This window comes from Methylobacterium sp. J-068 (genome assembly GCF_022829445.1).
Lineage (GTDB): Bacteria > Pseudomonadota > Alphaproteobacteria > Rhizobiales > Beijerinckiaceae > Methylobacterium.
The window spans coordinates 1-22,241 of the sequence record NZ_JAKSXY010000024.1 but is presented as its reverse complement, the minus strand read 5'-3'; the positions used below and the strand labels follow the sequence as shown (position 1 = coordinate 22,241).

General features: G+C 69.9%; 19 protein-coding genes and 1 pseudogene. 8 read left to right on the top strand and 12 right to left on the bottom strand.

The genetic code is table 11. The annotated features are described in order from the left end of the window. Window positions 1–137 precede the first annotated feature (137 nt). The 3 genes from MKK54_RS01810 to MKK54_RS01800 are packed head-to-tail and all read right to left on the bottom strand — an operon-like array spanning window position 138 to window position 3,095. Window positions 138–1,826 (bottom strand): TadE/TadG family type IV pilus assembly protein, encoded by a 1,689-nt coding sequence (locus tag MKK54_RS01810; RefSeq protein WP_244008797.1) that lies wholly within the window; start codon window positions 1,824–1,826, stop codon window positions 138–140. A 28-nt stretch (window positions 1,827–1,854) separates the two neighbouring features. Next, complete coding sequence (locus MKK54_RS01805) at window positions 1,855–2,478, bottom strand: TadE/TadG family type IV pilus assembly protein (protein WP_244008796.1); 624 nt, start codon at window positions 2,476–2,478, stop codon at window positions 1,855–1,857. A 47-nt stretch (window positions 2,479–2,525) separates the two neighbouring features. Beyond that, window positions 2,526–3,095, bottom strand: a complete 570-nt coding sequence (locus tag MKK54_RS01800; RefSeq protein WP_244008795.1) for a TadE/TadG family type IV pilus assembly protein — start codon at window positions 3,093–3,095, stop codon at window positions 2,526–2,528. 422 nt (window positions 3,096–3,517) lie between these two features. Here MKK54_RS01800 and MKK54_RS01795 point away from each other — a divergent pair, with 422 nt between their 5' ends. The 4 genes from MKK54_RS01795 to MKK54_RS01780 all read left to right on the top strand — a co-directional run bounded on the left by MKK54_RS01795 (window position 3,518) and on the right by MKK54_RS01780 (window position 6,809). Beyond that, entirely contained in the window at window positions 3,518–4,921 is a 1,404-nt protein-coding gene (locus tag MKK54_RS01795) for a hypothetical protein (protein WP_244008794.1), read from the top strand. Between the two features lie 165 nt (window positions 4,922–5,086). Continuing rightward, window positions 5,087–5,359, top strand: coding sequence for a hypothetical protein (locus tag MKK54_RS01790; RefSeq protein WP_244008793.1), 273 nt, complete (start codon window positions 5,087–5,089; stop codon window positions 5,357–5,359). Window positions 5,360–5,437: 78 nt separating this feature from the next. After that, window positions 5,438–6,085 (top strand): DNA-3-methyladenine glycosylase family protein, encoded by a 648-nt coding sequence (locus MKK54_RS01785; RefSeq protein WP_244008792.1) that lies wholly within the window; start codon window positions 5,438–5,440, stop codon window positions 6,083–6,085. Window positions 6,086–6,233: 148 nt separating this feature from the next. Continuing rightward, entirely contained in the window at window positions 6,234–6,809 is a 576-nt protein-coding gene (locus MKK54_RS01780) for a PepSY domain-containing protein (protein WP_244008791.1), read from the top strand. 47 nt (window positions 6,810–6,856) lie between these two features. On the opposite strand, the gene MKK54_RS01775 is transcribed toward MKK54_RS01780, so the two are convergent. Together MKK54_RS01775 and MKK54_RS01770 are read right to left on the bottom strand one after the other, a co-directional pair. Further along, window positions 6,857–8,215: a sigma-54-dependent transcriptional regulator gene (locus MKK54_RS01775; RefSeq protein ID WP_244008790.1), complete on the bottom strand. Its 1,359-nt coding sequence runs from the start codon at window positions 8,213–8,215 to the stop codon at window positions 6,857–6,859. Continuing rightward, entirely contained in the window at window positions 8,212–10,134 is a 1,923-nt protein-coding gene (locus MKK54_RS01770) for an ATP-binding protein (RefSeq protein WP_244008789.1), read from the bottom strand. Before MKK54_RS01770 ends, MKK54_RS01775 begins: the two co-directional genes overlap by 4 nt. Before the next feature lie 338 nt (window positions 10,135–10,472). On the opposite strand from MKK54_RS01770, the gene MKK54_RS01765 reads away from it, so the two are divergent. From MKK54_RS01765 to MKK54_RS01755, 3 genes are all read left to right on the top strand, one after another. After that, complete coding sequence (locus tag MKK54_RS01765; RefSeq protein WP_244008788.1) at window positions 10,473–11,816, top strand: dicarboxylate/amino acid:cation symporter; 1,344 nt, start codon at window positions 10,473–10,475, stop codon at window positions 11,814–11,816. Between the two features lie 202 nt (window positions 11,817–12,018). Next, window positions 12,019–13,005, top strand: coding sequence for a catalase family peroxidase (locus MKK54_RS01760; protein ID WP_244008787.1), 987 nt, complete (start codon window positions 12,019–12,021; stop codon window positions 13,003–13,005). Window positions 13,006–13,589: 584 nt separating this feature from the next. After that, window positions 13,590–15,032 (top strand): phospholipase D-like domain-containing protein, encoded by a 1,443-nt coding sequence (locus tag MKK54_RS01755; protein WP_244008786.1) that lies wholly within the window; start codon window positions 13,590–13,592, stop codon window positions 15,030–15,032. Here MKK54_RS01755 and MKK54_RS01750 read toward each other — a convergent pair. Further along, on the bottom strand, window positions 14,950–15,810 hold the full coding sequence (locus MKK54_RS01750; protein ID WP_244008785.1) for an endonuclease/exonuclease/phosphatase family protein: 861 nt from the start codon (window positions 15,808–15,810) through the stop codon (window positions 14,950–14,952). The genes MKK54_RS01755 and MKK54_RS01750 overlap by 83 nt on opposite strands. A gap of 144 nt (window positions 15,811–15,954) precedes the next feature. Beyond that, a complete protein-coding gene (locus tag MKK54_RS01745; RefSeq protein ID WP_244008784.1) occupies window positions 15,955–16,881 on the bottom strand; it encodes a histone deacetylase family protein in 927 nt (308 codons plus the stop codon). Window positions 16,882–17,279: 398 nt separating this feature from the next. Between MKK54_RS01745 and MKK54_RS01740 the strand changes: the two genes are divergently transcribed. Further along, window positions 17,280–17,654 carry a hypothetical protein gene (locus MKK54_RS01740; protein WP_244008783.1) on the top strand — a complete coding sequence of 125 codons (375 nt, stop codon included), beginning with the start codon at window positions 17,280–17,282 and terminating at the stop codon, window positions 17,652–17,654. 33 nt (window positions 17,655–17,687) lie between these two features. Here the strand turns inward: MKK54_RS01740 and MKK54_RS01735 are convergent, their stop codons facing one another. The 5 genes and pseudogenes from MKK54_RS01735 to MKK54_RS01715 all read right to left on the bottom strand — a co-directional run. Continuing rightward, window positions 17,688–18,482: a FadR/GntR family transcriptional regulator gene (locus MKK54_RS01735; protein WP_244008782.1), complete on the bottom strand. Its 795-nt coding sequence runs from the start codon at window positions 18,480–18,482 to the stop codon at window positions 17,688–17,690. Further along, the gene (locus tag MKK54_RS01730; protein WP_244008781.1) at window positions 18,482–19,966 is read right to left on the bottom strand and encodes a M81 family metallopeptidase; all 1,485 of its coding nucleotides are present in this window, start codon (window positions 19,964–19,966) and stop codon (window positions 18,482–18,484) included. Before MKK54_RS01730 ends, MKK54_RS01735 begins: the two co-directional genes overlap by 1 nt. A 25-nt stretch (window positions 19,967–19,991) precedes the next feature. Next, on the bottom strand, window positions 19,992–21,239 hold the full coding sequence (locus MKK54_RS01725; RefSeq protein ID WP_244008780.1) for a Zn-dependent hydrolase: 1,248 nt from the start codon (window positions 21,237–21,239) through the stop codon (window positions 19,992–19,994). A 27-nt stretch (window positions 21,240–21,266) separates the two neighbouring features. Continuing rightward, window positions 21,267–21,980, bottom strand: a complete 714-nt coding sequence (locus MKK54_RS01720) for an ABC transporter ATP-binding protein (protein WP_244008779.1) — start codon at window positions 21,978–21,980, stop codon at window positions 21,267–21,269. After that, window positions 21,977–22,241, bottom strand: a pseudogene (locus tag MKK54_RS01715) (hypothetical protein); the annotation flags it as partial. The gene MKK54_RS01720 and the pseudogene MKK54_RS01715, both read right to left, overlap by 4 nt.

Genomic DNA, 22,241 nt, shown 5'->3' with positions numbered 1-22,241 from the left:
AGCCCGACGGCCCAGTTCTGCGACACTCAAGTGATCAGCTATGTAGGCCATGTCCGCCTCCCAGAGACAGGACACAGACCCTAACAACCTCACAGACCAGCGGCATCCCCAGACGAGTCAATCAGACGGATTTGGTATCACTGCGTCAGGCGCAGCGTTCCGATGCTCTTGGCGATCTGGTCGAAGGCGGCGATGAGCGCGTCCGAGGTGTTGGCGACGAAGGCCTGGCTCTGCGAACTCGCGCAGGCGTTCAAGAGGGTCAGGCCCTGCGCGTCGATGGGATCGCCCGACGTGCTGAACCCGATGGTGTAGAGCTGGATGCCGGTGCTCTTGGCGTTGCCGCAGGCCGCCTGCGTCAGGGCATCGAGGGCGCCGCGCGCCTGGGTCGTGTTCGACAGGTTCTGGTAGGCGGCCGGCAGCCGGCCGTTCGGGGTCGAGCCGTCGGCGTTCTTGAAGTACCCCATCGAGAAGAAGAGCGTCTGGTTGTAGTTGGTGTAGGGGTTGTCGCTCCAGCTGTTCGCCCCGTCCGTCATCAGGATGATGATCTTGTTCACGTTGGCGGTGGAATAGGCCACGCCGTCGGCGAAGACGCTGTTGGGCGACAGGGTCCGCCAGCCCCACATCAGGCCCTCCAGGATGTTGGTCGCGCCCTGGGGCTTCAGCGTGCCGACGAGCGTCTTGAGCACGGTGACGTCGCTGGTGAGGCGCTGGAGCGGCTGGCTCGTGCAGGCGAAATTCGGCCCGTTCGGCAGGCCGATATAGCTGTTGTAGGTGGTCGACGCGGCGCCCTGCGGGCTGGTGTACTTGCAGGCCCTGGCTTCGGCCGCCGCGAAGCTCAGGCTCGGATCGGCCTTGCAGCTGTTCGATCCGGTCGAGTCGTTGAGGTAGCTGTTGAAGCTGTAGTTGCCGCCATAGGTCGTATAGGTCGTGTTGCCCGAGCCGGGCTCGTCGGGGGCGAACATCGGCACGTAGAGGGAATCGGCGCTGGCGCCCGGCTTTCCGTCCTGAACGTTCAGGGGATAGGGCAGCGTCTCGAGGCACCCGGCCCAGCCCCAGTTCGACGACACGCTCTTCAGGGAATCGAAGATCCCGAAGCGGCTCGTGAAGCCCGCCGCCGTCGCCCCCGTGACGTTGGTCCAGTGATAGGAGGACTTGCCGAGCTGGTCGATCCAGGTCGCCGTCCGGTAGGTCGCGGGGTCCACCGCCACCGCCGCCGCGAAGGGCACGATCGAGATCCGCGTCTCCGCCGTGAAGGCGGGGTTGTTGTGGACGTAGTCGATGAAGTTGGCGGCCGCCTGCTGCGCGGCCTGCATCTTCGTCGTGGTGCCGGCGGAGGAGCCCATCGACCCCGTCGTGTCCAGGACGAGGGCGATCTCGAAGGTCTTGGGCATCGGGGTCGCGCATTGCGCGAAGGCGGCCGGATTGAGATCGAGCGTCTTCGTGATCTGACCGAACAGGGCCGGCGAACTCATATGCGTCGTCAGCAGGACCTTGCGCGGGTTCGCCGTCACCACGAGCGGGTCGACCGTCAGGCCGTCGGCCCCCATGTAGCCGGCCATCATCGTCTGGGCCTGGATCTGCATCTGCGCCGTCGTCGTGGTGCTGGCGCTCTGGCACAGGCTCAGGGCCGTGGCATCGGTGGCGGCCTGGAGCTTGGCGTGCGTGCGCGTGGCCGTGCCGTAATCGATGGCGGCCCCCGCGAAGGCGAGGAGCGGCAGGCTCGCGAGCGCGAAGAACACCGCGACGTTGCCTTCGCGGGCGACGAGGAAGCGGCGGGGGGCGATGCGGTGAGCCAGGGGGCGAGAGGCGAGACGAAGCCGACGCACGGTTAACCTCCGGAATGGATGGCCGCCCTCAAGAGGCGCAGGGTGAGCCGTTGGGCAGGATCACTTCGCTGTTCGGATTCAGCCCGTAGGGCTGGCCGCCCCGCGTCGGCCAGGGCGTGCTGACCACGAGGGTGATCTGCCCGTTGCTGCCGCCGAGCTGGTTCACCAGGGCGCTGCCCAGCATCGGCGCGTAGGGCATCGTCACCTCGGCCAGGATGTAGCGCGTGCCCGTCACCTGGAATCCGGGCGGAACGTTCAGGTCCGAGGCGACGCCCACGGCGCGGGCCTTGGCGTTGGCCGTGGCGGCGCTGGAGCAGACACGCGGCTTCAGCGCGAGGTTCTTGATGTCGACGCCGAGCGCGCTGACGACGATCTGCGCGTTGGTGGCGTCGAAGGGGCGCAGGACGAGTTTGGACGACTTCAGGATGTCGGCCATCGTCGCCGCGCTCATCGGGTTCTGCTTGTCGCCCTGCGCCGTCAGGTCCGCGACGGCACGGGACAGCAGGGTCACCTTCCGCCAGGCGTCGATCCCGTTCGACATCTCGGTCATACCGACGAGCAGCAGGAGCATGATGGGCAGGATGAGCGCGAATTCGAGGGCCGAGACCCCGGCCGCGTCGCGCAGGAAGGCGCGCAGGGTCGGCCGGCCCATGCCGGACATTCTCCATCGCCGCGGGAAACGTCGGGGCGGACGCATGGTCAGGTCCCGCAGCCCGTGCTCGAGGTCGTCTGGTAGGGCTCGGTGCGGAAGACGGCCGTGGACTGGAGCAGCTGGGAGCCGTCCGCGAAGGTGTTGGGGTTCAGCTTCAGGAAGGTGAAGAACGCCGGAAACTTCACCGCCGCCGAGACGATGACGATCGATCCCGGCTGCGGGCAGCTGTACTGGGTCCCGGCATTCGAGGCCCAATCCCCCGAGCTGGAATCGAGCGGACTCGGGACGCTCCCGCCCGCATAGGACGTGCTGAGCGTCACGTCGATCTTGATGGACTGGCAGTCGAACACCCCCATCAGGGTGCCCGCGTTGCAGACATTGGTCTTGAGGCGCCCCAGCAGGACGCTCGGATCGCTCTGCCCGCTATTGGCCACCTGGAAGGCGCCGGTGAACAGCGAGCGGCTCGCCTTCTGCAAGGCGTAATCCAGATTCTGGGCGGCCCAGATCCGGAAGGCGATCTCGATGATCGCCGCCAGCAATGTGAAGAACGGCAGCGCCACGAGACCGAACTCGACTGCGGTGGCACCGCTCCGGTCCGACCGGAAGCGGCCCAACACTGAATGTCTCGTCGGAAACCCTCCCCTGGAGCGCACGGTCGGCTCGCAACTCATGCGCCGACGGGGTCCAGACGGGTCGAAATCCGATCCGCCCCAATGAACCCGCACGCTCGACGCAGTATGACCATCTCTTCCGGCATGTCGTTCCATCGGCCTGACGGCATTCCGGATCAGCCCCCATAAGGATCTGCACCATGACTGCGAGACATTCGTTGAAAAACCATGAATCGCTTACTCGGATGTCGCGAACCGCAATCTCAAATTGAGGGCTTTTTCGTTCCATTCGTCCATGAGATCTATTTGTCAGGCGAAAACGACTCGACCACGGCGCCGATCGACTTGGCTGGCACCGAACCGGGATCGCAGCCACCGCATGTGCGCGGAGTTCCGGCAGATCGGCGCTCGTCCGACCAAGGCGGCCGGTGCGCCGACAGCGACAAGACGCGCGCCGGGAGGGGAAGCGGCGCTCGCCCCGGAAGGCGGCACGCCCGTATCGCCGAGGGCGGGCCTCGTCAGGCCGAGCGGCTGGAACGGATGCGATGCAAAAGCGCCCGCCGCTCCGACCATTCCGCGCTGGGACGGCGAATCCGGCTTGCATCGTCACGACGCTTCTTGGCATGCGTGGTGCCGACCTTGGCGCGGCCCCCTACGGCGTCGAACCGGATACGAGACGTTTCAGAGGAGCAAACATGATCACGGTTCTATTTACCGGATTGGTCAGGGACGCGGAGAAAACCCGAGAGAAAGTCGGCATCGTCAAACGCTGGAAAGAAGAAGGCGTCATCGACAATTTCGTTTTCTCGACCTGGATCGGAGCCCTGAACGAGGCGCCCGACATCCGGGCCGAACTCGAATCCATGGATGCCTACATCGTCGAAACCCAGGAGCCGAAGGTCCGCTGGCTCGGGTGGTTCATCAACCAGATGAAATCCCTCCATTACGGCCTGATGGCCTGTCCCGACGACCACTTCGTCCTGAAGATCAGGTCGGACAAGCTGGAACTGACGGATGCGATCAAGACCTTCCTGTTGGATTTCCGAAACGGGACCATCGACAAGGCCACCACACCCCTGCCGGGCTGGCCGCGGGATCTGCTGCAATACAGGATCTTCGCGCCGTCCCTCGTGCCGTCCCTGCCATTCTTCTACACGGATTTCTGCTATTTCGGATACAAGCCCGATCTTCTCAGCCTGATCAAGCTCGATGTGAGCTACGATTACCTGTTCCCGCGCCTGAACCCGGAACAGGTCCTGTTCTCGACCCCGTTCCTGACGAAGATCCCGCTGATGTTCCAGTATTTCCGGATCAATCCGGGGCTGATGCATGGCCAGGAAGACCTCGCGAAAGACCTGAGCCTGTACCTTTCGCAATCGCCCATCTACCAGAAGATCGTCCTGACCTCACTCCTGATCAATCAATCCTACTTCACGATCGGCCTCGAGAGCAGGAGGCCGGACATCGAGTCCCCGGAGCGCCTCAGGTTTTCGGACCTGTTCTCCTTGGATCAGTCGCCACACGCGTCGATGGCCTTCATCCCGGGATCGAACGCGGTTCAGATCAACAGCTCCGCCCCGATCGCCGCCATCCTGGCGAACATCCGGAACGGCATCGATCCCACGATCTCGGCCGAGGATCTCCGCTTCTGCGAGTCGTGGGACAATCAGTCGACCTACGATTTCCAGACGATCGGGTACACGGACGAGGTTCGGACCCATCTCGACGAATACGAGCGCCGTCTCGGGACACCCTTCATCTTCCCGGGCACGACCTATGGCGAGCGGTCGGCCGTCCTGCCCACATGGGAACTCAAGGTCGGATCGTACTGATCGCCGGCCGCCGCCTCCGGGATTGGCCTTCGGCCGGCGGCCCGAACCGTTGGGGCGCCGGCAGAGGGGATGGGACCTTTCCGGCGCTCAGCCGTTGAGAGGACACGCCCGCTCGGCTCGCACCACGCGAGCGGAGCTCCTCGAGACGAACACAGGAGACTTCCCATGAAGTCCATCATCATCACCGCCGCCCTGCTGCTCACCCCCGTCGCCCTGATGGGTTCGGCCCAGGCGCAGGGCACCGTGCGCGGCGCCGAGCGCGGAGTGGAGGACGGCAACCGGGCCGCGGGGCCGGTGGGTGGCATCGTCGGCGGTGCCGTCGGAGCCGCGACCGGAACGGTCGGCGGCGTGCTCGGCGTCGATCCCGATCGTCGCGACGACCGCATGGAGCGCCGCGAGGAGCGGATGGAGCGTCGCGAGCGCCGCGGCGACCGCTGAAGACATCCCGGGTGATGCCCGCGGCCCCGGACACGGGGGCCCGGGCGCGCCCAACCCTGTCGCGCGTCGGAACATGACATGCCGCGCGATTCCGTCCATCACCACGTTCTGAGTGTCGCGGGCCGTCTGTCCGCGCCGCTCGCCGAGGCCATCGCGCGCGTCGGCCCCCTGACGATCGAGCCACCGGCACAGACGCGCGTGGCCGACCGACTCTGCGTCGAGGTCGTGAACCAGCAACTTTCGATCCGGGCGGCGGCGGCGATCTGGTCCCGCGTCGAGGCGGCCGCCGCCGGGATGGGACTGACGCCATGGGGTCTGTTCGTCCCCGCCCACGAGGCCGTCCTGCGGGCCTGCGGCATCTCGGGCAACAAGGTGCGCGCGCTCCAGGCCATCCGCGCCGCGGACGAGGCCGGATTGTTGGACGCCACCCTCGGCATCCGGCCGCACGCGGAGCGTTCCGCCATCCTGTGCCGCATCAAGGGGGTCGGCCCCTGGACCGCCGACATGATCGGCATCTTCCATTTCGGCGATCCCGACATCTGGCCGGACGGCGACGTCGCGGCGGTCGGCCGCCTCCGGCGCCTGACCGGCCGCGCCGACACGCAGGCCGTCGCCGCGGCCTTCGCGCCCTATCGCTCGCACCTCGCCCGCTACGCCTGGCGCATCAAGGACCTCTTCGCGCTGACCCCGCCGCTCTTGGAACGAGAGCGGACGGACGGTGTGTGACAGGGCCGAGCCCACGAAAAGCCTCCGGTGAGAAAACGTCGCGGGACGAGCTTCCGGGACGAAAAAAACTTCGGGCGAAGGCGGGCAACCAACCGGGCGGCCGGTCGTTTTCAGGGTCCTTCGACAACCCGGAAAGGGACCACCCGCCATGCTCACCCGCTTCGCCACCGCCGCCGGCCTTCTCGCGCTGAGCACCGGCCTCGCGCTGGCCCAGGCCCCGACGACGCCCGCCACCCCGACGCCCACCGCCGTGGCCGACAAGGACGCCAAGGAATTCAAGGTCGCCCTGGTCGCCAAGACCAGCCTGACCCAGGCCATCGCCACCGCCGAGGCCAAGGGCGAGGAGAAGGGTGGCCGCGCCATCGACGCCGACTTCGAGAAGGCCGGCAGCAAGAACCCGGCGCATTACGCGATCAAGGTGGTCTACCCGAGCGGCAAGCTGATCGAGTACGGCATCAACGCCGACACGGGTGAGCTGTACAAGACCGAGAACCAGCCGATCGAGCGCTACTTCACCCGCCTGAAGCCCGCCGACTTCCAGAACGCCAAGGTCTCGCTCAAGGACGCGATCGCCCTGGCCGAGCAGAAGGTGCCCGGCAGCAAGGCCTACGAGGCCGAGGTCGAGCGCGAGGGCAAGGCCGTCGAGTACGAGATCAAGGTCGCCCTCCCGGATCGCGAGCAGGAGATCAAGGTCCATGCCGACGGCACGGTGAAGAACGACTGATCGCGAACGGATGGACGGGCGGGCTCCGGCCCGCCTGCCCGGCCCCCTCAGCGGAAATCGGTCGGCGTCAGACCGTGCCGGGCGATCTTGTCGTAGAGGGTCTTTCGCGGCGTGCCGAGGGATTCGGCCGCGAGGCGCACGTCGCCTCCCGCCATGATCAGTTCCTCGCGGATCAGCCCCCGCTCGAACCGGTCGACCTGTTCGGCCAGGGTGCCGGCGGTGAAGGGCTCCGGGGCCGCGATGTCCTGCTGACCCAGCCCGAGGGCGTAGCGCTCGGCGAAATGGCCGAGTTCGCGCACGTTGCCCGGCCAGTCGTGCCGGCGCAGGTGCTCCAGCACGCCGGCGCCGATCGCCGGAACCTCGCGCTTGAAGCGCGCGGCCGCCCGGCGCAGGAACTCGTGGAAGAGCAGGATCACGTCCTCGCGCCGCTCCCGCAAGGGAGGGATCGCGATCGTGATGACGTTGAGCCGGTGGTAGAGATCGTCGCGGAAGCTGCCCTGCGCCGCCGCCTGGCCGAGATCGACCTTGGTGGCCGCCACGACGCGCATGTCGACCGGCAGGATCTCGTTGGTGCCGAGGGGCTCCACCACCCGCTCCTGCAGCACGCGCAGGATCTTGACCTGGAGACCGAGCGGCATGCTCTCGATCTCGTCGAGGAAGAGCGTGCCGCCCTGCGCGTGCTCGATCCGGCCGACGCGCCGCTTCAGGGCGCCCGTGAAGGCGCCGGCCTCGTGGCCGAACAGCTCGCTCTCCACGACGCTGTCGGGCAGCGCCCCGCAATTCATCGCGACGAAGTTGCGCTTGGCCCGCCCGCCCCAGCGATGGAGCGCGCTCGCCACCACCTCCTTACCCGAACCCGTCTCGCCGAACACGAGCACGTCCACGTCCGCGTGCGCCACCTCGCGCACGAGCCGGCGCAGGCGCACGATCTCGGGCGAGACCCCGAGGAAGGCCGGGTCCTCCTCCACCGCCGCGTCGAGGCGGGCGCGCAGCTGGCGGTTCTCGATCACGAGGCGGCGGCGATCCAGGGCGCGGCGGGCGGAGGCGAGCAGGGCCTCGGCCGGATAGGGCTTGGCCAGGAAGTCGCAGGCGCCGTCGCGCATGGCGCCCACCGCCATGCGGATGTCGCCGTGGCCGGTGATCAGGATCACGGGCAGTTCCGGATCGATCGTCCGGAGGCGCGCGAACAGCGAGACCCCGTCGAGGTCGGGCAGGCGCACGTCGGTGATGACGAGCCCCGGCGGGTCGGCCAGGATCGCGGTGAGCGCCGGCCCGGCCGCTCCGAAGGTCTCCACCGTGAACCCGTCGAGTTCCAGGCTCTGCCGGTTGGCGTGGCGGACATCCGCCTCGTCGTCGATGAAGACGACCCGCTCGGCCGCGATCGGCGTCCCTGTGGTCTCGCTCACGTCGTCGCCTCCAGCGGCGCAACCGCCATGGCGGCCCCGTGTGCCGGGGCCTGCACCGATGCCGGAGCCTCGCTCGGCACCGGAGCCCTGGCCAGTTCCATACGGAAGACCGTGCCCCCCGCCGGGTCGTCCAGGACGGTGAGGCTGCCGCCGCAATCCTCGACGATTCCGCGGGCGATGGCGAGCCCGAGCCCGAGCCCGTCCGGCTTGGTGGTGAAGAAGGCGTCGAAGACCTGCGCCCGTAACGCCTCGGGCAGGCCCGGCCCGGTATCGTGGACTTCGATCGCGACGCGGTCCGGCGCCGCCTCGCGCACCCGCAGCCCGACACGGGGGCCGGGCTGGCCGGTCACGGCGTCGAGGGCGTTCTGGAGCAGGTTCACCACCACCTGTTCGAGGCGAGGCCCGTCGCCGAGCACGTGCAGATCGGGCGATGCCGCCTCCACGGCGAGCGGGATGCCGGCGGCGGCGGCCCGCGCCTCCACCAGTTCCAGCCCGTTGCGCAGGACGGCGTCCAGGGGCACGGGCTCGCGCCGGGCCGAGGAGCGCCGGGCAAAGCCCTTGAGCTGGCGCGTCAGGCCACCGATGCGGTCGGTGAGCCGACCGATGGCGACGGTGTTCTCCGCCGCCTCCTCGGCCCGGCCGCGCCGGACCAGGATCGCGGCGTTGTCGGCATAGGCGCGGATGGCGGCGAGCGGCTGGTTGATCTCGTGCGCCATGCTGGCGGCGAACTGGCCGAGCGCCGCGAGGCGTCCGGCCTGGGCGAGCTCGCGCCCCAGGCGCTCGCGCTCGGCCTCCGCCCGCCGGCGCTCCTCGATCTCGAGCCGCAGCATCCGGTTGGCGTCGGTGAGTTCCAGGGTCCGCTCCCGCACGCGGGCCTCCAGGGCGTCGCGCTGGGCCGAGGCCCGCGCGAGGCGCTCCCGGCTGCGCCGGCCCCGGCCCGCCAGCGCGGTGAGGCCGAGGCAGGCGAGGCCCGTGACCAGCGCGGCGATGATCCAGGCCTGGACCCGCTCGCGCTCCACCGTGCCCCCGAGGGGCGTCAGGGTGGAGAGCCGCCACCCGGTGCCGGGGATCGGCGCGCCGAGAAGGAGAGCGGTCCGGGCCGGCTGCGCGCCCTGGCCCACCCGCACCAGATCCGGCGCGCCGGCGATCGGATAGAGCGGCATCGCCTCGATGGGCCCGGCACCGAATTCCAGGGTCTCGCGGATGCGGCGGCGCTCGGCCTCGTCGATCCGCCGCAGGGTGGTGAAGCGCCAGGACGGCTCGCTCGCCACGAGGACGATGCCGCGCGCGTCCGCGACGAAGACCCCGTCCCCGGCCTTGCGCCAAGCGGCCTCCACCGCATCGAACTCGATCTTGACCACGACGACGCCGCCCGCGCTGCCGATCCGCCGGGAGAGGTAGAGGCCGGCCCGCCCGCTGACGGTGCCGAGGGCGAATTGCGATCCGGCGCCGGCCTGCATCGCCTGCTCGAAATAGGGCCGGAACGCGTAGTCCCGCCCGAGGAAGCTGCCCGGCGCGCCCGCGTTGCTCGCCGCCACCGTGATCCCGTCCGGGCGGATCACGTAGATCACGGCCGCGCCCGTGGCCTCCGCCACCTGGGCCAGCCGCCGGCTCACGCTGTCGAGCAGGGCGGGCGCGGGCGAGGGGCCGGCGGCGGCCGCGATCTCGGGGTCGGCGGCCAGCGCCAGGGGCAGCGAGGCCTGCTTCTGCATCTCGGCGCGCAGGGCGCCGACCTGAAGCCCCAGGGCCGCCTGGGCCGTGCGGCGCAGATCGGCCAGGGCCCAGCGCTCCGCGATCGTCCCCGCGCCCCAGGCGGCGAGCAGGATCGCCGCGAGGCTCGCCAGCAGGACGAGGCTCCGGCGGCTCGGCGCGTGCGGCCGCGCGGCGGTTCCCTCGGCCGGGTCTGCGGCACCCGTCACGCGGGCCGAACCGCTGCGAGATTCCGGACCGAATTCGGGGGCCACTTCCGAACTCTCGGAAACCGCATCCGGGCGGACTTCGTCATCATCGAAAAAACCACTCTGATCTCAATCGCTTAACGAAAACTTTCGCGCGCCCGGCGGCTGGCATGCCGGTTGCCATTCGGTGGAGGTAACGCAGCCCTGCATCGACCGCAGGGCTCTCGACCGGGACGCGGACGCCGCCGGAACTCCGGAGGCCGACGCGTCGCGGCGCAAGACCAAGAGCGGACGGGACGGGGGCCGCCCCCGAACTCGAGCCGACATCCTTCGACACGTCCCATCGGGAGAACGCCATCATGGTTGCCGTACCGTCACCGCTCACCGCCCCCCACGCGCCGCCGAAGCCCAAGCCGATCTACCGGACGCTGTATTTCCAGGTCCTCGTCGCCGTGGCGATCGGCATCACCCTCGGCCACTTCTACCCGCAGGTCGGGGCGGACATGAAGCCGCTCGGCGACGCCTTCATCAAGCTGGTCAAGATGATCATCGCGCCGGTGATCTTCCTCACCGTCGTCTCCGGCATCGCCGGCATGACCAACCTCGAGAAGGTCGGCCGCGTCGGCGGCAAGGCGCTGATCTACTTCATCACCTTCTCGACGCTGGCCCTGATCGTCGGCCTGATCGTGGCCAACCTCGTCCAGCCGGGCGCGGGCATGCACATCGATCCGAAGTCGCTCGATCCGAAGTCGATCGCGATGTACGCCGACAAGGCGAAGACCCAGACGATCACCGACTTCCTCATGAACATCATCCCATCGACGGCGGTGGGGGCGTTCGCGGGCGGCGAGATCCTGCAGGTGCTGTTCTTCTCGGTGCTGTTCGGCTTCGGCCTCGCCTTCCTGGGCGATCGCGGCAAGCCGGTGCTCGACATCATCAAGGTGCTGTCGGAAGCCATCTTCGGCGTCGTCAACATCATCATGAAGGTCGCCCCCCTCGGCGCCTTCGGCGCCATGGCCTTCACCATCGGCAAGTACGGCATCGCCTCGCTCGCCAACTTGGCTTACCTCGTCGGCGCCTTCTACCTGACCTCCGCCATCTTCGTGCTCGGCGTGCTCGGTCTGGTGGCCCGCTACAACGGCTTCTCCATCATCAAGCTCATCCGCTACATCAAGGAAGAGCTGCTGCTCGTGCTCGGCACCTCCTCGTCCGAGTCGGCCCTGCCCTCCTTGCTGGAGAAGATGGAGCGCGCCGGCTGCTCGAAGCCCGTCGTCGGTCTCGTCGTCCCCACCGGCTACTCGTTCAACCTCGACGGCACCAACATCTACATGACGATGGCGGCGCTCTTCATCGCCCAGGCGACGGACACGCCGCTCACCTACGGCGAGCAGGGCCTCCTCCTCCTCGTGGCGATGCTCTCCTCGAAGGGCGCGGCCGGCGTCACCGGCTCCGGCTTCATCACGCTTGCGGCGACCCTCGCGGTGGTCCCCTCGGTGCCGGTGGTGGGCATGGCGCTGATCCTCGGCGTGGACCGCTTCATGTCCGAGTGCCGCGCGCTCACCAACTTCATCGGCAACGCGGTGGCCTGCATCGTGGTCGCCCGCTGGGAGGGCGAGGTCGACGACGTGAAGCTCGCGGCGGCCCTCGGCGGCAACCCGATGCCGCTCGACTCGGAGCTGCCGGTGCTCCAGGCCGCCGAGTAGGCCCGACCTCGGAGCCGGCCGCGACGCGCCGGCTTCGTCCTTCGCATCGTCGGAAACGGGGGCACGAGGGGAGAACCACGTTCGTGCCCTCACGGATTTTTGAACGGCCGGGCTTCACTTTGAAACCTTTCCAATCCGTCCACCGTAGAGCCGTTCGTGGGGCCTGCAGGCCGCAGGCCCGGCCGCTCCCGGAGGTTCACCCATGACGTCGATCCGCCCGACCCTGCTCTGCGCCGCGTCCCTGATCCTCGTCGCGACGGGGGCGGCGTCCGCGCAGCAGGCCGACCCCCAGGCCATCGTCGACGCCCTGTTCAAGGCCGGCGGCAACCAGCCGAACGTTCGCGGCAGCGGCGCCAAGGGCGTCTGCGTCACGGGCGGGTTCACGCCGTCCGCCGAGGCGCCGGGCCTCTCGAAGGCCCCGCACTTCACCAAGCCCCTGCCGGTGACGGCCCGGTTCTCCATGGGCGGCAGCAACCCGAAGGTGTCCGACAAGGCCAAGCCCGTGACGCGCGGCTTCTCCATGCGGATCGCCGACCCCGCCGGCGACATGGTGTTCGTGTTCATCTCGGCGCCGGTCTTCGGCACGAAGACGCCGGAGCAGCTGCTCGCGTTCGCCACCGTGCGCGCGCCGGGACCGGACGGGAAGCCGGACGCCGACAAGATCAAGGCCTTCTCGGCGGCCAATCCCGAGACCACCCGCCAGGCCGCCTGGCTCAACGCGCGTCCGATCCCGGCGAGCTACGCGGGCGTCGATTACTGGGGCGTCCACGCCTACACGCTCACCGACGCCAAGGGGACGGCGACGGTCGCCAAGCTGAAGACCGTGGCGGTGGCGGGTCAGCTCGGCCTCGGCGACGACGAGGCCAAGGCCAAGCCCGACGCCTTCTACGCCGACGAGCTGAAGGAGCGCCTGGCGCAGGGGCCGGCCCGCTTCGATCTCGTGGCGATCCTCGGCGAGGCCGGCGACCCGACGAACGATCCGACGGCGCCATGGCCCGAGGAGAGCCGCAAGTCGGTCAAGCTCGGCACCCTGGCGATCACCGCCCTGGAGCCGGCGGCCACCTGCGACGCGGCCACCTTCGACCCGGTCGTGGACCTGCCCGAGGGCGTCGCCGGGCCGGCCGACGACCCGATGTTCGCGATCCGCTCTCCGGCCTACGCGATCTCGCTCTCGCGCCGCGCGAACTGACGGATCGGAGGCGAGCGCAAGGATTCGTTAACCCTGTCGGCGGTAATCTGCCGGCAGGCCGATCGCGATACGGGATCGGACGGGGCCATGGTGCCCGGACGCTGGGTGACGCCGGATGTACGCGCACCTGTCCGGCCGCCATGGCCCTCATTGCTTGCTCGCGCCAAATCCTGCGGCCGGTGCCGTTCGGTGTGGGACCGTCTTCCGCTCGATCGAAGCGCAGACGGGATCGCTCAGCCCGCGCGGCGCCCGAGCGAAGTCCAGATCCGCCATCCCGAAGGGATCGACCGGATTTGGCGTGACATCCGACCTCGTCCTGTCGGATCGCGCACGGCTTCGCGGTGGCTCGATCGCCGAGCCGCGACGTGGCGCGGCCTTCTTTCGACACTCACGACGGGCACGTGTTTGTCCGGGACCATGCTTGTCCGGGATCATGCGGGCACCGCCCCCCCGATCTTCGCCGGCCCATGGATGACGGAACCCCTCCCGGCCGAATGGGACGCGAGGCCCCGCCTCGCACCGGCCCGATGGCGCCGCGGCCGACCTTGGCGTATCTCCCGGCGACCTGAGGTGCGGGAGCGGCGTTGGAACAGGCATTGCTGTCATGGCTCGGCGGGTTGGCGTCGATCCGGACCGACCTCCTCTGGCTCATCGGCGCCGGCCTGTCCGGCCTCATCACCATCCACGTGTTGCTGCGCAAGCGCGAGGTCGGCGCGGCGATCGGCTGGATCGGGCTGGTCTGGCTCTCGCCCGTGTTCGGGGGGGTGCTCTACGCCCTGTTCGGCGTCAACCGGGTCACGCGCCGGGCGCAGAAGCTCGGGATCAAGCCGTCGCAGCCGGGCCGCATGGAGGATGCGGCCCCGGCGGGGCCGCCCCTGCCGGAGCGCTTCCGGCCCCTCGACCATGCGGTTCGGCGCATCACCGGCCTGCCGCTCCAGGCCGGCAACCGCATCGAGACCCTGCGCAACGGCGATGCGGTCTACCCGGCGATGCTGGCGGCGATCGCAGGCGCGACGCGCTCCATCGCGCTCTCGAGCTACATCTTCCGCAAGGACGCGACCGGCCGTGAGTTCCTCGACGCGCTCCAGGCGGCCCATGCGCGCGGGGTCGCGGTCCGCGTCCTCGTGGACGGCATCGGCAGCGGCTACTTCTTCGCCTCGATCTACGGGGGCCTGAGGCGCCGGGGCGTGCCGGTGGGACGCTTCATGCACTCGGCGCTGCCCTGGCGGATGCCGTTCCTGAACCTGCGCACCCACAAGAAGCTGCTCATCGTCGACGGCCGGCTCGCCTTCACGGGCGGCATCAACATCGCGGACGAGAACCGCGTCGCATCGAGCCCGCCCAAGCCCGTGCGCGACGTGCATTTCCGGATTCAGGGGCCCGTGGTGGCGCAGCTCACGGCGGCCTTCGCGGGCGACTGGGCCTTCGTGATGGACCAGGAGATCGAGGGACCGGACTGGTTTCCGGCCCTCGAACCCCAGAGCGGGACGCAAGGACGGGTCGTCACCTCGGGGCCGGACGCGGACCTGCGCAAGATCGAACTCGTGGTGCTGGAGGCGATCTCCTGCGCCACGCGCAGCATCCGCCTGATGACGCCCTACTTCCTGCCGAGCGAGGTGCTGGTGAGCGCGCTCTCGCTCGCCGCCCTGCGGGGCATCACCGTGGACGTCGTCATCCCGATGGCGAGCGACCACGCCGTGGTCGATTGGGCGACGCGGGCGCATGTGGACCCGCTCCTGCGCAGCGACGTCCGGATCTGGCTCGACGATCCGCCCTTCGACCACGCCAAGCTCCTCGTCGTCGACGACGCCTGGTGCTTCATCGGCAGCGCCAACTGGGACACGCGCAGCTTCCGCCTCAACTTCGAGCTCAACGTCGAGGTCTACGACACCGAACTCGCCGGCCGGCTCGATGCCTTCATGCGGGAGAAGATGAACGTCCGCCTCACCCGCGAGGCGCTGTCGCGGCGCGGTCTTCCCGTCCGGCTGCGCGACGCAGGCGTCCGATTACTGCTGCCATACCTCTGACCTTTCCCGTGCCCTCGACCGCGCCCTGGCGCGCGGCGGCCTCCTGGCTCGGGCCGAGATGGACGATGATCGGGCGATGGTCCGAATCCCCGCGCGGCAGCACGCTGCGCCCGTGGCAGGTCAGCCCGCGCACGAGGCAGCGGTCGAGCCGCAGGGGCACGACGCGCGCCATGGCGTGAGTGGGCAGGCGCGGCCCGACATCGCGGAAGCCCGGCAGCAGCGGCGGACCGACGAGGTTGTAGTCGCCGATCACGGCGGCGCGCTCGGGCAGGCTCTGCTCGATGCAGCGCAGTTGCCGCCGGTTCAGCACCTGCCCGTGCGAGAGATGCACGTTGGCCACGCCGAAATGCCCGAGATCGACGATCTGGCTCACCCGGTCGAACAGCGCGCCCGCGGGCAGCTCGATCGGCTTCGGGGCCGAGGCGAAGGGCGTCGGGCTCCAGACCGCGAGGCCGTGGATGCGCCCCGGCATCTGCGCCCAGGCATAATGCCCCCCGACCTTGGCCTGCAGGGCCTCGATGTCCTTCGTGGCCTCCTGCATCAGCACGAGGTCGGGCTGCTCGCGCTCGATCAGCGCCGCGATGCCGGCGACGTTGGCACCGACCCGCCGCAGCAGGTTCCAGCTGACGATCTTGCGGGTTCCGGGCCGGTCGTGGCCGGGGCGTCCATGGGAGTTCTGCAGGGCACGGGCGGTGAGGCGCGCGAGGCGGCGGTCATTCAACATCGGCACATAGGTGGGCGACAGGGGCGGTTTGGGAAGCCCGCCCCGCGCCGTCATGGCGTGTGCCTCATACCAAACCGCTCGATCCCTTCCGGCGATCCCTGAGGGATCGCGTTCGGGATGGCGGATCGGGGCTTCGCGCGGGCGCCACGCGGGCTGAGCGAGACCGTCTTTCCGCTTCGATCGAGCGGAAAGACGGTCTCACGCCTCCATCAGGGCCGAGACGTGCGCGGCGGTGGATTCGGCCAGGCCCCGCAGGTCGTAGCCGCCTTCCAGCACCGAGACGATGCGGCCGCCGCAGGATTGCTCGGCCGCCTCCATGACCTGGCGGGTCGCCCAGCCGAAATCCTCCGCCTCCAGCATCAGGTTGGCGAGCGGGTCGCGCCAATGCGCGTCGAAGCCGGCGGAGATGATGATGAGGTCCGGCCGGAAATCCTTGAGCCGGGGCAGGATGCGCGACGTGAAGGCCTCGCGAAACCGCTCCCCGTCCGCGCCGGGCTTCAGGGGTGCGTTGACGATGGTGTCGTGGTCGCCGGATTCCGAGACCGCGCCGGTGCCGGGATAGAGCGGCATCTGGTGGGTGGAGCAGAACAGCACCGAGGGGTCGGCCCAGAAGATGTCCTGGCTGCCATTGCCGTGATGCACGTCCCAATCGACGATGGCGACGCGCTCGGCCCCGTGCACCGTCCGGGCATGGCGCGCGGCGATGGCCGCGTTGTTGAACAGGCAGAAGCCCATGGCCCGGGTGCGCTCGGCATGGTGGCCCGGCGGCCGCATGGCCGAGAAGGCGTTGCGGGCCTCGCCGCGCATCACCGCGTCGACCCCCTCGACCGCCGCGCCGACCCCCCGCAGGACGCAATCGATCGTGCCGGGTGACAGCACCGTGTCGGAATCGACGTGGACCAGCCCCTCGGCGGGGGCGGCCTCGATCATCGCCCGCACCCATTCCTCCGGGTGCGCCAGCGACACGGTCGCGAGGCTCGCGGGCTCCGGCGCCCGCCGGTCGAGGCCCGCGAAGGCCTCCGTCCCCAGCGCGTCCTTGACCGCCTGCATGCGCTCGGACCGCTCCGGGTGTCCGTGCGGCGTCTTGTGCCCGAGGGCGGCCTCGTGGCTGAACAGGATGGTCATGCGGCGCTCCCGAACCTTCTCTCCGAACTGGTATACCAGACGTTCACGGGGAGGCCAGGGCCGTGATCGAGACAATCCGGCCGTGCGGCCAGGCTGGGCCCCGTGATCGGCCTGGAAAGGGGCGGGCAGCGGTCCGGGTTCGACCGTGACGGCGCCGAACACCTCCAGCGTCGGGCGGCCGGGGCCGGGACCGAGACGACTCCGAGTCGAGCAGGAGAATCTGTCTGGTTGTCGATTGATTTCGCACGCCGTTTCCATGTCATGGCGGCATCTGTATCGTCACACGCAAGCCAATCCATCTCTGCAACAAGATCGCCCAAGCATTCTTTTCCGTCACATCGGTAAAAACCGAGCGAACGGCTTCACGGCATGGCGAAGAATGACAGCGATCATGTCGCATGATCGCGGATCGACTCACGAATAAAGCCATCGCGGCCGCCTTCGCGCTCGGCGGCTTGATGCTGCTCATGGTCCAAGACGCACCGAACTGGCACGCGACCGTGATCGCGCTGCTCTGCCTCGGCGCCTTCACCGGGTTCTGGCTCCTGCCCGAAGCCGTGCCGGTGCGAAGGGCGGAGCCGCGCCGGATCCACATCGAGATCATTCCTCCGGCACGACCCGCGGCACCGCCACCGCTGCTTCTGGAAGGTCATCCGGATCAGGACGCTCACGCACGCCGAGCGGATCGTCCGCTCGCCCTGGAATGGCTCGCATCCGGCAAGCCCGCGAGCCGATGGAGCCTGCGGCGCTGGCGGGCACCGGGCCGGACCTGACGCCCCCCGACCTTCGCGGACGCCGGGCGCCCCCTACTCCGCCGCGCGGGCGCCCGGAACCCGCGTGCTGAGAAGGTCCTTGCGGAACTTGGCGTCGAGCCGCTGCATGAAGTGCTCGGCGCAGCACATGTGCTCGTGCATCTCGCGGCGCACGCCGTCCGCATCCTCGGCCCGGAAGGCGGAGACGAGGGCGCGGTGGCTGGCGAGGTTGTGGGCGCCGAAGGCCTCGTGCTCGGTCAGGCTCTCGCTGCGGAACTCCACGAGGTCGCGCAGCAGGCTGTTCAGGAACCGGCACATGAAGGCGAGGAGCGGGTTGTCGCTGGCGTCGCAGAGGATGTCGTGGAAATCGACCTCGACGATGCGGCCGGTTCCGCGCCGGCCCTCCGCGTTGGCCGCCTCGCAGGCGGCGATGTTGTCCTCGAGGCGCTGGAAATCGGCCGCCCCGAGACGACCGACCACGCTGGCGCCGAGGGCCACCTCCAGGCTGCGGCGCAGGGCGTAGACCTGGGCGAAGTCGAGTTCCTGGAAGTGCAGGAAGCGGCGCAGCTGCTGGGCCGCCGCCTCCACCGAGATCGGACGGACCTCCGGGCCGCCGTTGGGGCCGGACTGCATGGTCACCAGCCCCTGCACCTCCAGGGATTTCAGGGCCTCGCGGATCGTGCCCTTGGCGCAGCCGTAATGCTGCATCAGCGCGCGCTCGTTCGGCAGCCGGTCGCCGGGCGCCAGGCGCTCGCGGGCGATCCGGCGGCAGAGGTCCTCGGCGATCTGGTCCGAGAGCTTGATCCGCCGCATCGGCGCGGGTGGTGGTTCTCCCTGCGGCGCGTTCATCACGGCGCCCAGGCCGCGCCGGCATCGAGGGGGAAGATCGGGCGGGCGAGCTTTTCGAACGGGAACAGCGCGTAATCCGAACTCGTGACGCCCCGGCTCGCGCATTCCACCACGGCGCGGGCGATGGGCTCGAAGACCGGACGGCAATACATCCGCGACTTCAGGATCAGCACGCGGGCGCTGAGCGGATCGAGCCCCGAGCCCGTGAACACGCCGAGGTCCCAGGGCTCGTGCGGCTGCTCGGTGACGAGGATGCGGGCCGCCCCCGTATCGATCACCGCCGCCCGGCCCATGTCGCAGCGTTGCCCGGTATAGGTCGGCCCGGTGATGACGTAGCTGCCGTCGCCGACCGCCGCCACGGTGCCGGCGACCGCCAGGGGCGCCTGGGGTGCGAAGCCCGGCAGGGGCACGCGGTTGCCGATGCCGAGTTCGACCCGGGCCCCGACGCCCGCCGCCTGGAGGATCGCGACCGCTTGGCGGTCGCAGATCGGACCCGCGACGATGCCGTCCATCCCGGCCGCGAGGGCGGCGGCGAGCACATCCATCACGTCGCAGGTGCCCCCCGACATGCAGTTGTCGCCGTGGTCGAGGAGGAGCACGGGGCCGTCGCCCGGCCCCGCCAGCGCGGCCTTCGCCGCCGCGATGGACTCGGCCAGGGGCGCCTCGTCGTAGACGAATTTTTCGCGGGCGGCCCAGATTTGGCGCGCGAGGTCGGCCGCCGCCCCGTCGGCGGCCTCCTGCGTCTCGGCCGTCACCGTCACCGAGACGCCGGTCTCGGCGAGGTCGGCCAGGGAGAAGCCGCCGAAGATCGTCGCGGCGAGCACGCCGGGGCGGCCTTCCGCCGCGCGGGCCGCCGCGACCGCCTCCTGCATCGGGCCGGGCACGCGGGTGTCCATGCGCAGGGTGTGGGCGAGCATCGGCGGGTGGACCCAGGCCCGGTGCGGGCGCAGGCCTTCGTCGAGCATGTGCCCGACGATGCCGGCCACCAGCCCGCCCGTCTCGGCCATGTCCACGTGCGGATAGGTCTTGAAGCCCGCGAGCGCGTCGCAATTCGCGACCATGCGTTCGGTGATGTTGCCGTGGAGGTCGAGGGCGACGCCGATGGGCACGCCTGGCGCCAGGGCGCGGATGCGGGCCAGCAACTCGCCCTCGCCGTCGTCGTGGCTCTGCGTCACCATCGCGCCGTGCAGGTCGAGGAGGATGGCGTCGCAGCCGGGACGGATCGCGTCGAGGATCGCGGCACAGAGCGCCTCGAAGGCCGCATCCGCCACCGGGCCGCTCGGGTTGGCGTGCGCCATCACGGGAACCACGATTTCGGCGCCCCGCCCTTCGGCAAAGCGGATGAAGGCGCCGAGCGCGGTGGTGCTGCCGCGCGCCGCCGCCAGGGCTTCCCCGCCCCAGACCGGGTTGAAGGCGGCGAGCGGGGTTGCCAGGGGCGAGAAGGTGTTGGTCTCGTGGTTCACCCGGGCGGTGACGATACGCATGGGGGCGCGACTCTCGGATACGGGTTCAGGCTGCGGGCGTGTGACGGGCATCGTAGTCGAGCACCGCGTCGAGCAGCACCTGCGCGCCGGAGGCGCACTCGGCGGGCGCGGTGGATTCCGCCGGGTTGTGGCTGAGGCCCCCGGCGCTCGGCACGAACACCATGGTGGTGGGCACGAGGCGGGCCACGTGCGCCGCGTCGTGGCCGGCGCCCGAGACCATGTCGCGGGTGGCGTGGCCGCCCTTCTCGGCGGCGCGCCGGACGGAGGCGATGCAATCCGGGTCGAAGGCGACGGGCGCGGTCCGGGCGATGGCCTGGAGCCGGCCGGTGAGCGAGAGGCCGACCGTGACGCGGTCGAGGGCATCGCGCAGCGCCGCCTCCATGGCGTCGAGCACCGCCTCCTCCGGGTGGCGCAGGTCCACCGTGAGGAAGACGTGGCCCGGGATGACGTTGTTGGAGTTGGGCGACACCGCGAGGTGACCGACCGTGCCGACCGCGTCCGGCGCGTGCGCGAGGGCGGCGGCATCCACCGCCTCGACCAGCCGGGCGGCGCCCAGCAGCGCGTTGCGGCGCATCGGCATCGGGGTCGAGCCCGTATGGGCGGCCTGCCCCTCCAGGGTGACCTCGAACCAGCGCATGCCCTGCACGCCCTGCACGATGCCGATGCCGGCGCCTTCCGCCTCCAGGATCGGGCCCTGCTCGATGTGGAGTTCGAACATCGCCCCGAACGGCACCGCGCCGGGGGCGGCCGCGCCGCGATAGCCGATCGCGTCGAGGGCCGCGCCGAAGGTCGTGCCGGCGCTATCCGCCCGCGCCTCGGCCCAGGCGTCCCCGTAGATGCCCGCATAGACGCCGGAGCCGAGCATGGCGGGCGCGAAGCGCGAGCCCTCCTCGTTGGTCCAGTTCACGAGGAGAAGCGGCGCCTCGGTCACGTAGCCGGCGCCGTCGAGGGTGCGCAGGACCTCCAGGCCCGCCAGCACGCCCAGCACGCCGTCGAATTTACCCCCCGTGGGCTGGGTGTCGAGGTGGCTGCCCATGGCGATGGGCTTCGCATCCGGGTTCCGGCCGGGGCGCAGCGCGAACATGTTGCCCACGGCATCCACCGTGAGGGTGCAGCCCAGGGCCTCGACCCGGGCGCGCAGCCAGTCGCGCACCCGGCGGTCGTCCTCGCTCAGCGTCAGGCGCGCGATGCCGCCGTCCGGGGTGGCGCCGATCGCGGCGGTCTCGGTCAGACTGTCCCAGAGGCGCTCGGCGTCGATGGTGAGGTTCGACATGGTGTTCCCTGTTCACGCCGCCGATGCTCAGGCGGCCTTGACGCCGAGGTAGCGGTCGCGCGCCGCGTCGTCCGCCACGAAGTCGGCATTGCCGGCCTCGTAGGCGACGCGGCCGAGTTCGAGGATGTAGTGCCGGTCGGCGAGGCCGGTGCAGACGGCCAGATTCTGCTCCACGAGCAGGATCGGCACCCCGGCGTCGCGGATGGCGCGGATCTGGCCGACGATCTCCTCGACGATGACGGGGGCGAGCCCCTCCACCGGCTCGTCGAGCATGAGGAGCTTCGGGCCGCTCAGAAGGGCGCGGGCGATCGACAGCATCTGCTGCTCGCCCCCCGAGAGCTGCGCCCCGCCGTTGCGCCGGCGCTCCTCGAGGCGCGGGAACATCGCGAAGATGTCCTTGCGGCTCCAGGGCGAGCCCCGGCGCTCGGCGATGCCCAGGTTCTCCTCGACGCTGAGCAGGCTGAAGATGCCGCGATCCTCCGGCACGAGGGTGAGGCCGGCGCGGGCGATGCGGTGGGCGGGCCAGCCGGTCAGGTCGGTGCCGTGGAAGCGCACGCGTCCCGCCCGCGGGGCGAGGAGGCCGCTGGCGGCCTTGAGCGTCGAGGTCTTGCCGGCACCGTTGCGGCCGAGCAGGCAGACGATCTCGCCGGCCCGCACCTCCAGGCTGACGCCCTGGAGGATGTGGCTCTTGCCGTAATAGCCGTGGACCGCATCCAGGCTCAGGGCGACGGGGCCGCTCATGCCTCGGGAGCCTTTGCCTCGGGAGCGTTTGCCTCGGGGGCCTTTGCCTCGCGAGCCTTGGGCTCGGGAGCCGTTGCCGTGGGCGCCTGCGTGAGGTCGCCCGTGATCATGTTGCCCAGATATGCCCGGCGCACCTCAGGGTCGTCGCGCACGTGGGCGGGTGGCCCCTCCACCAGCACGCGGCCCGCCCGCATCACCGGGACGGTGTCGGAGATGTTCATGACGATGCCCATGTTGTGCTCGATGAACAGCACGGTGTGG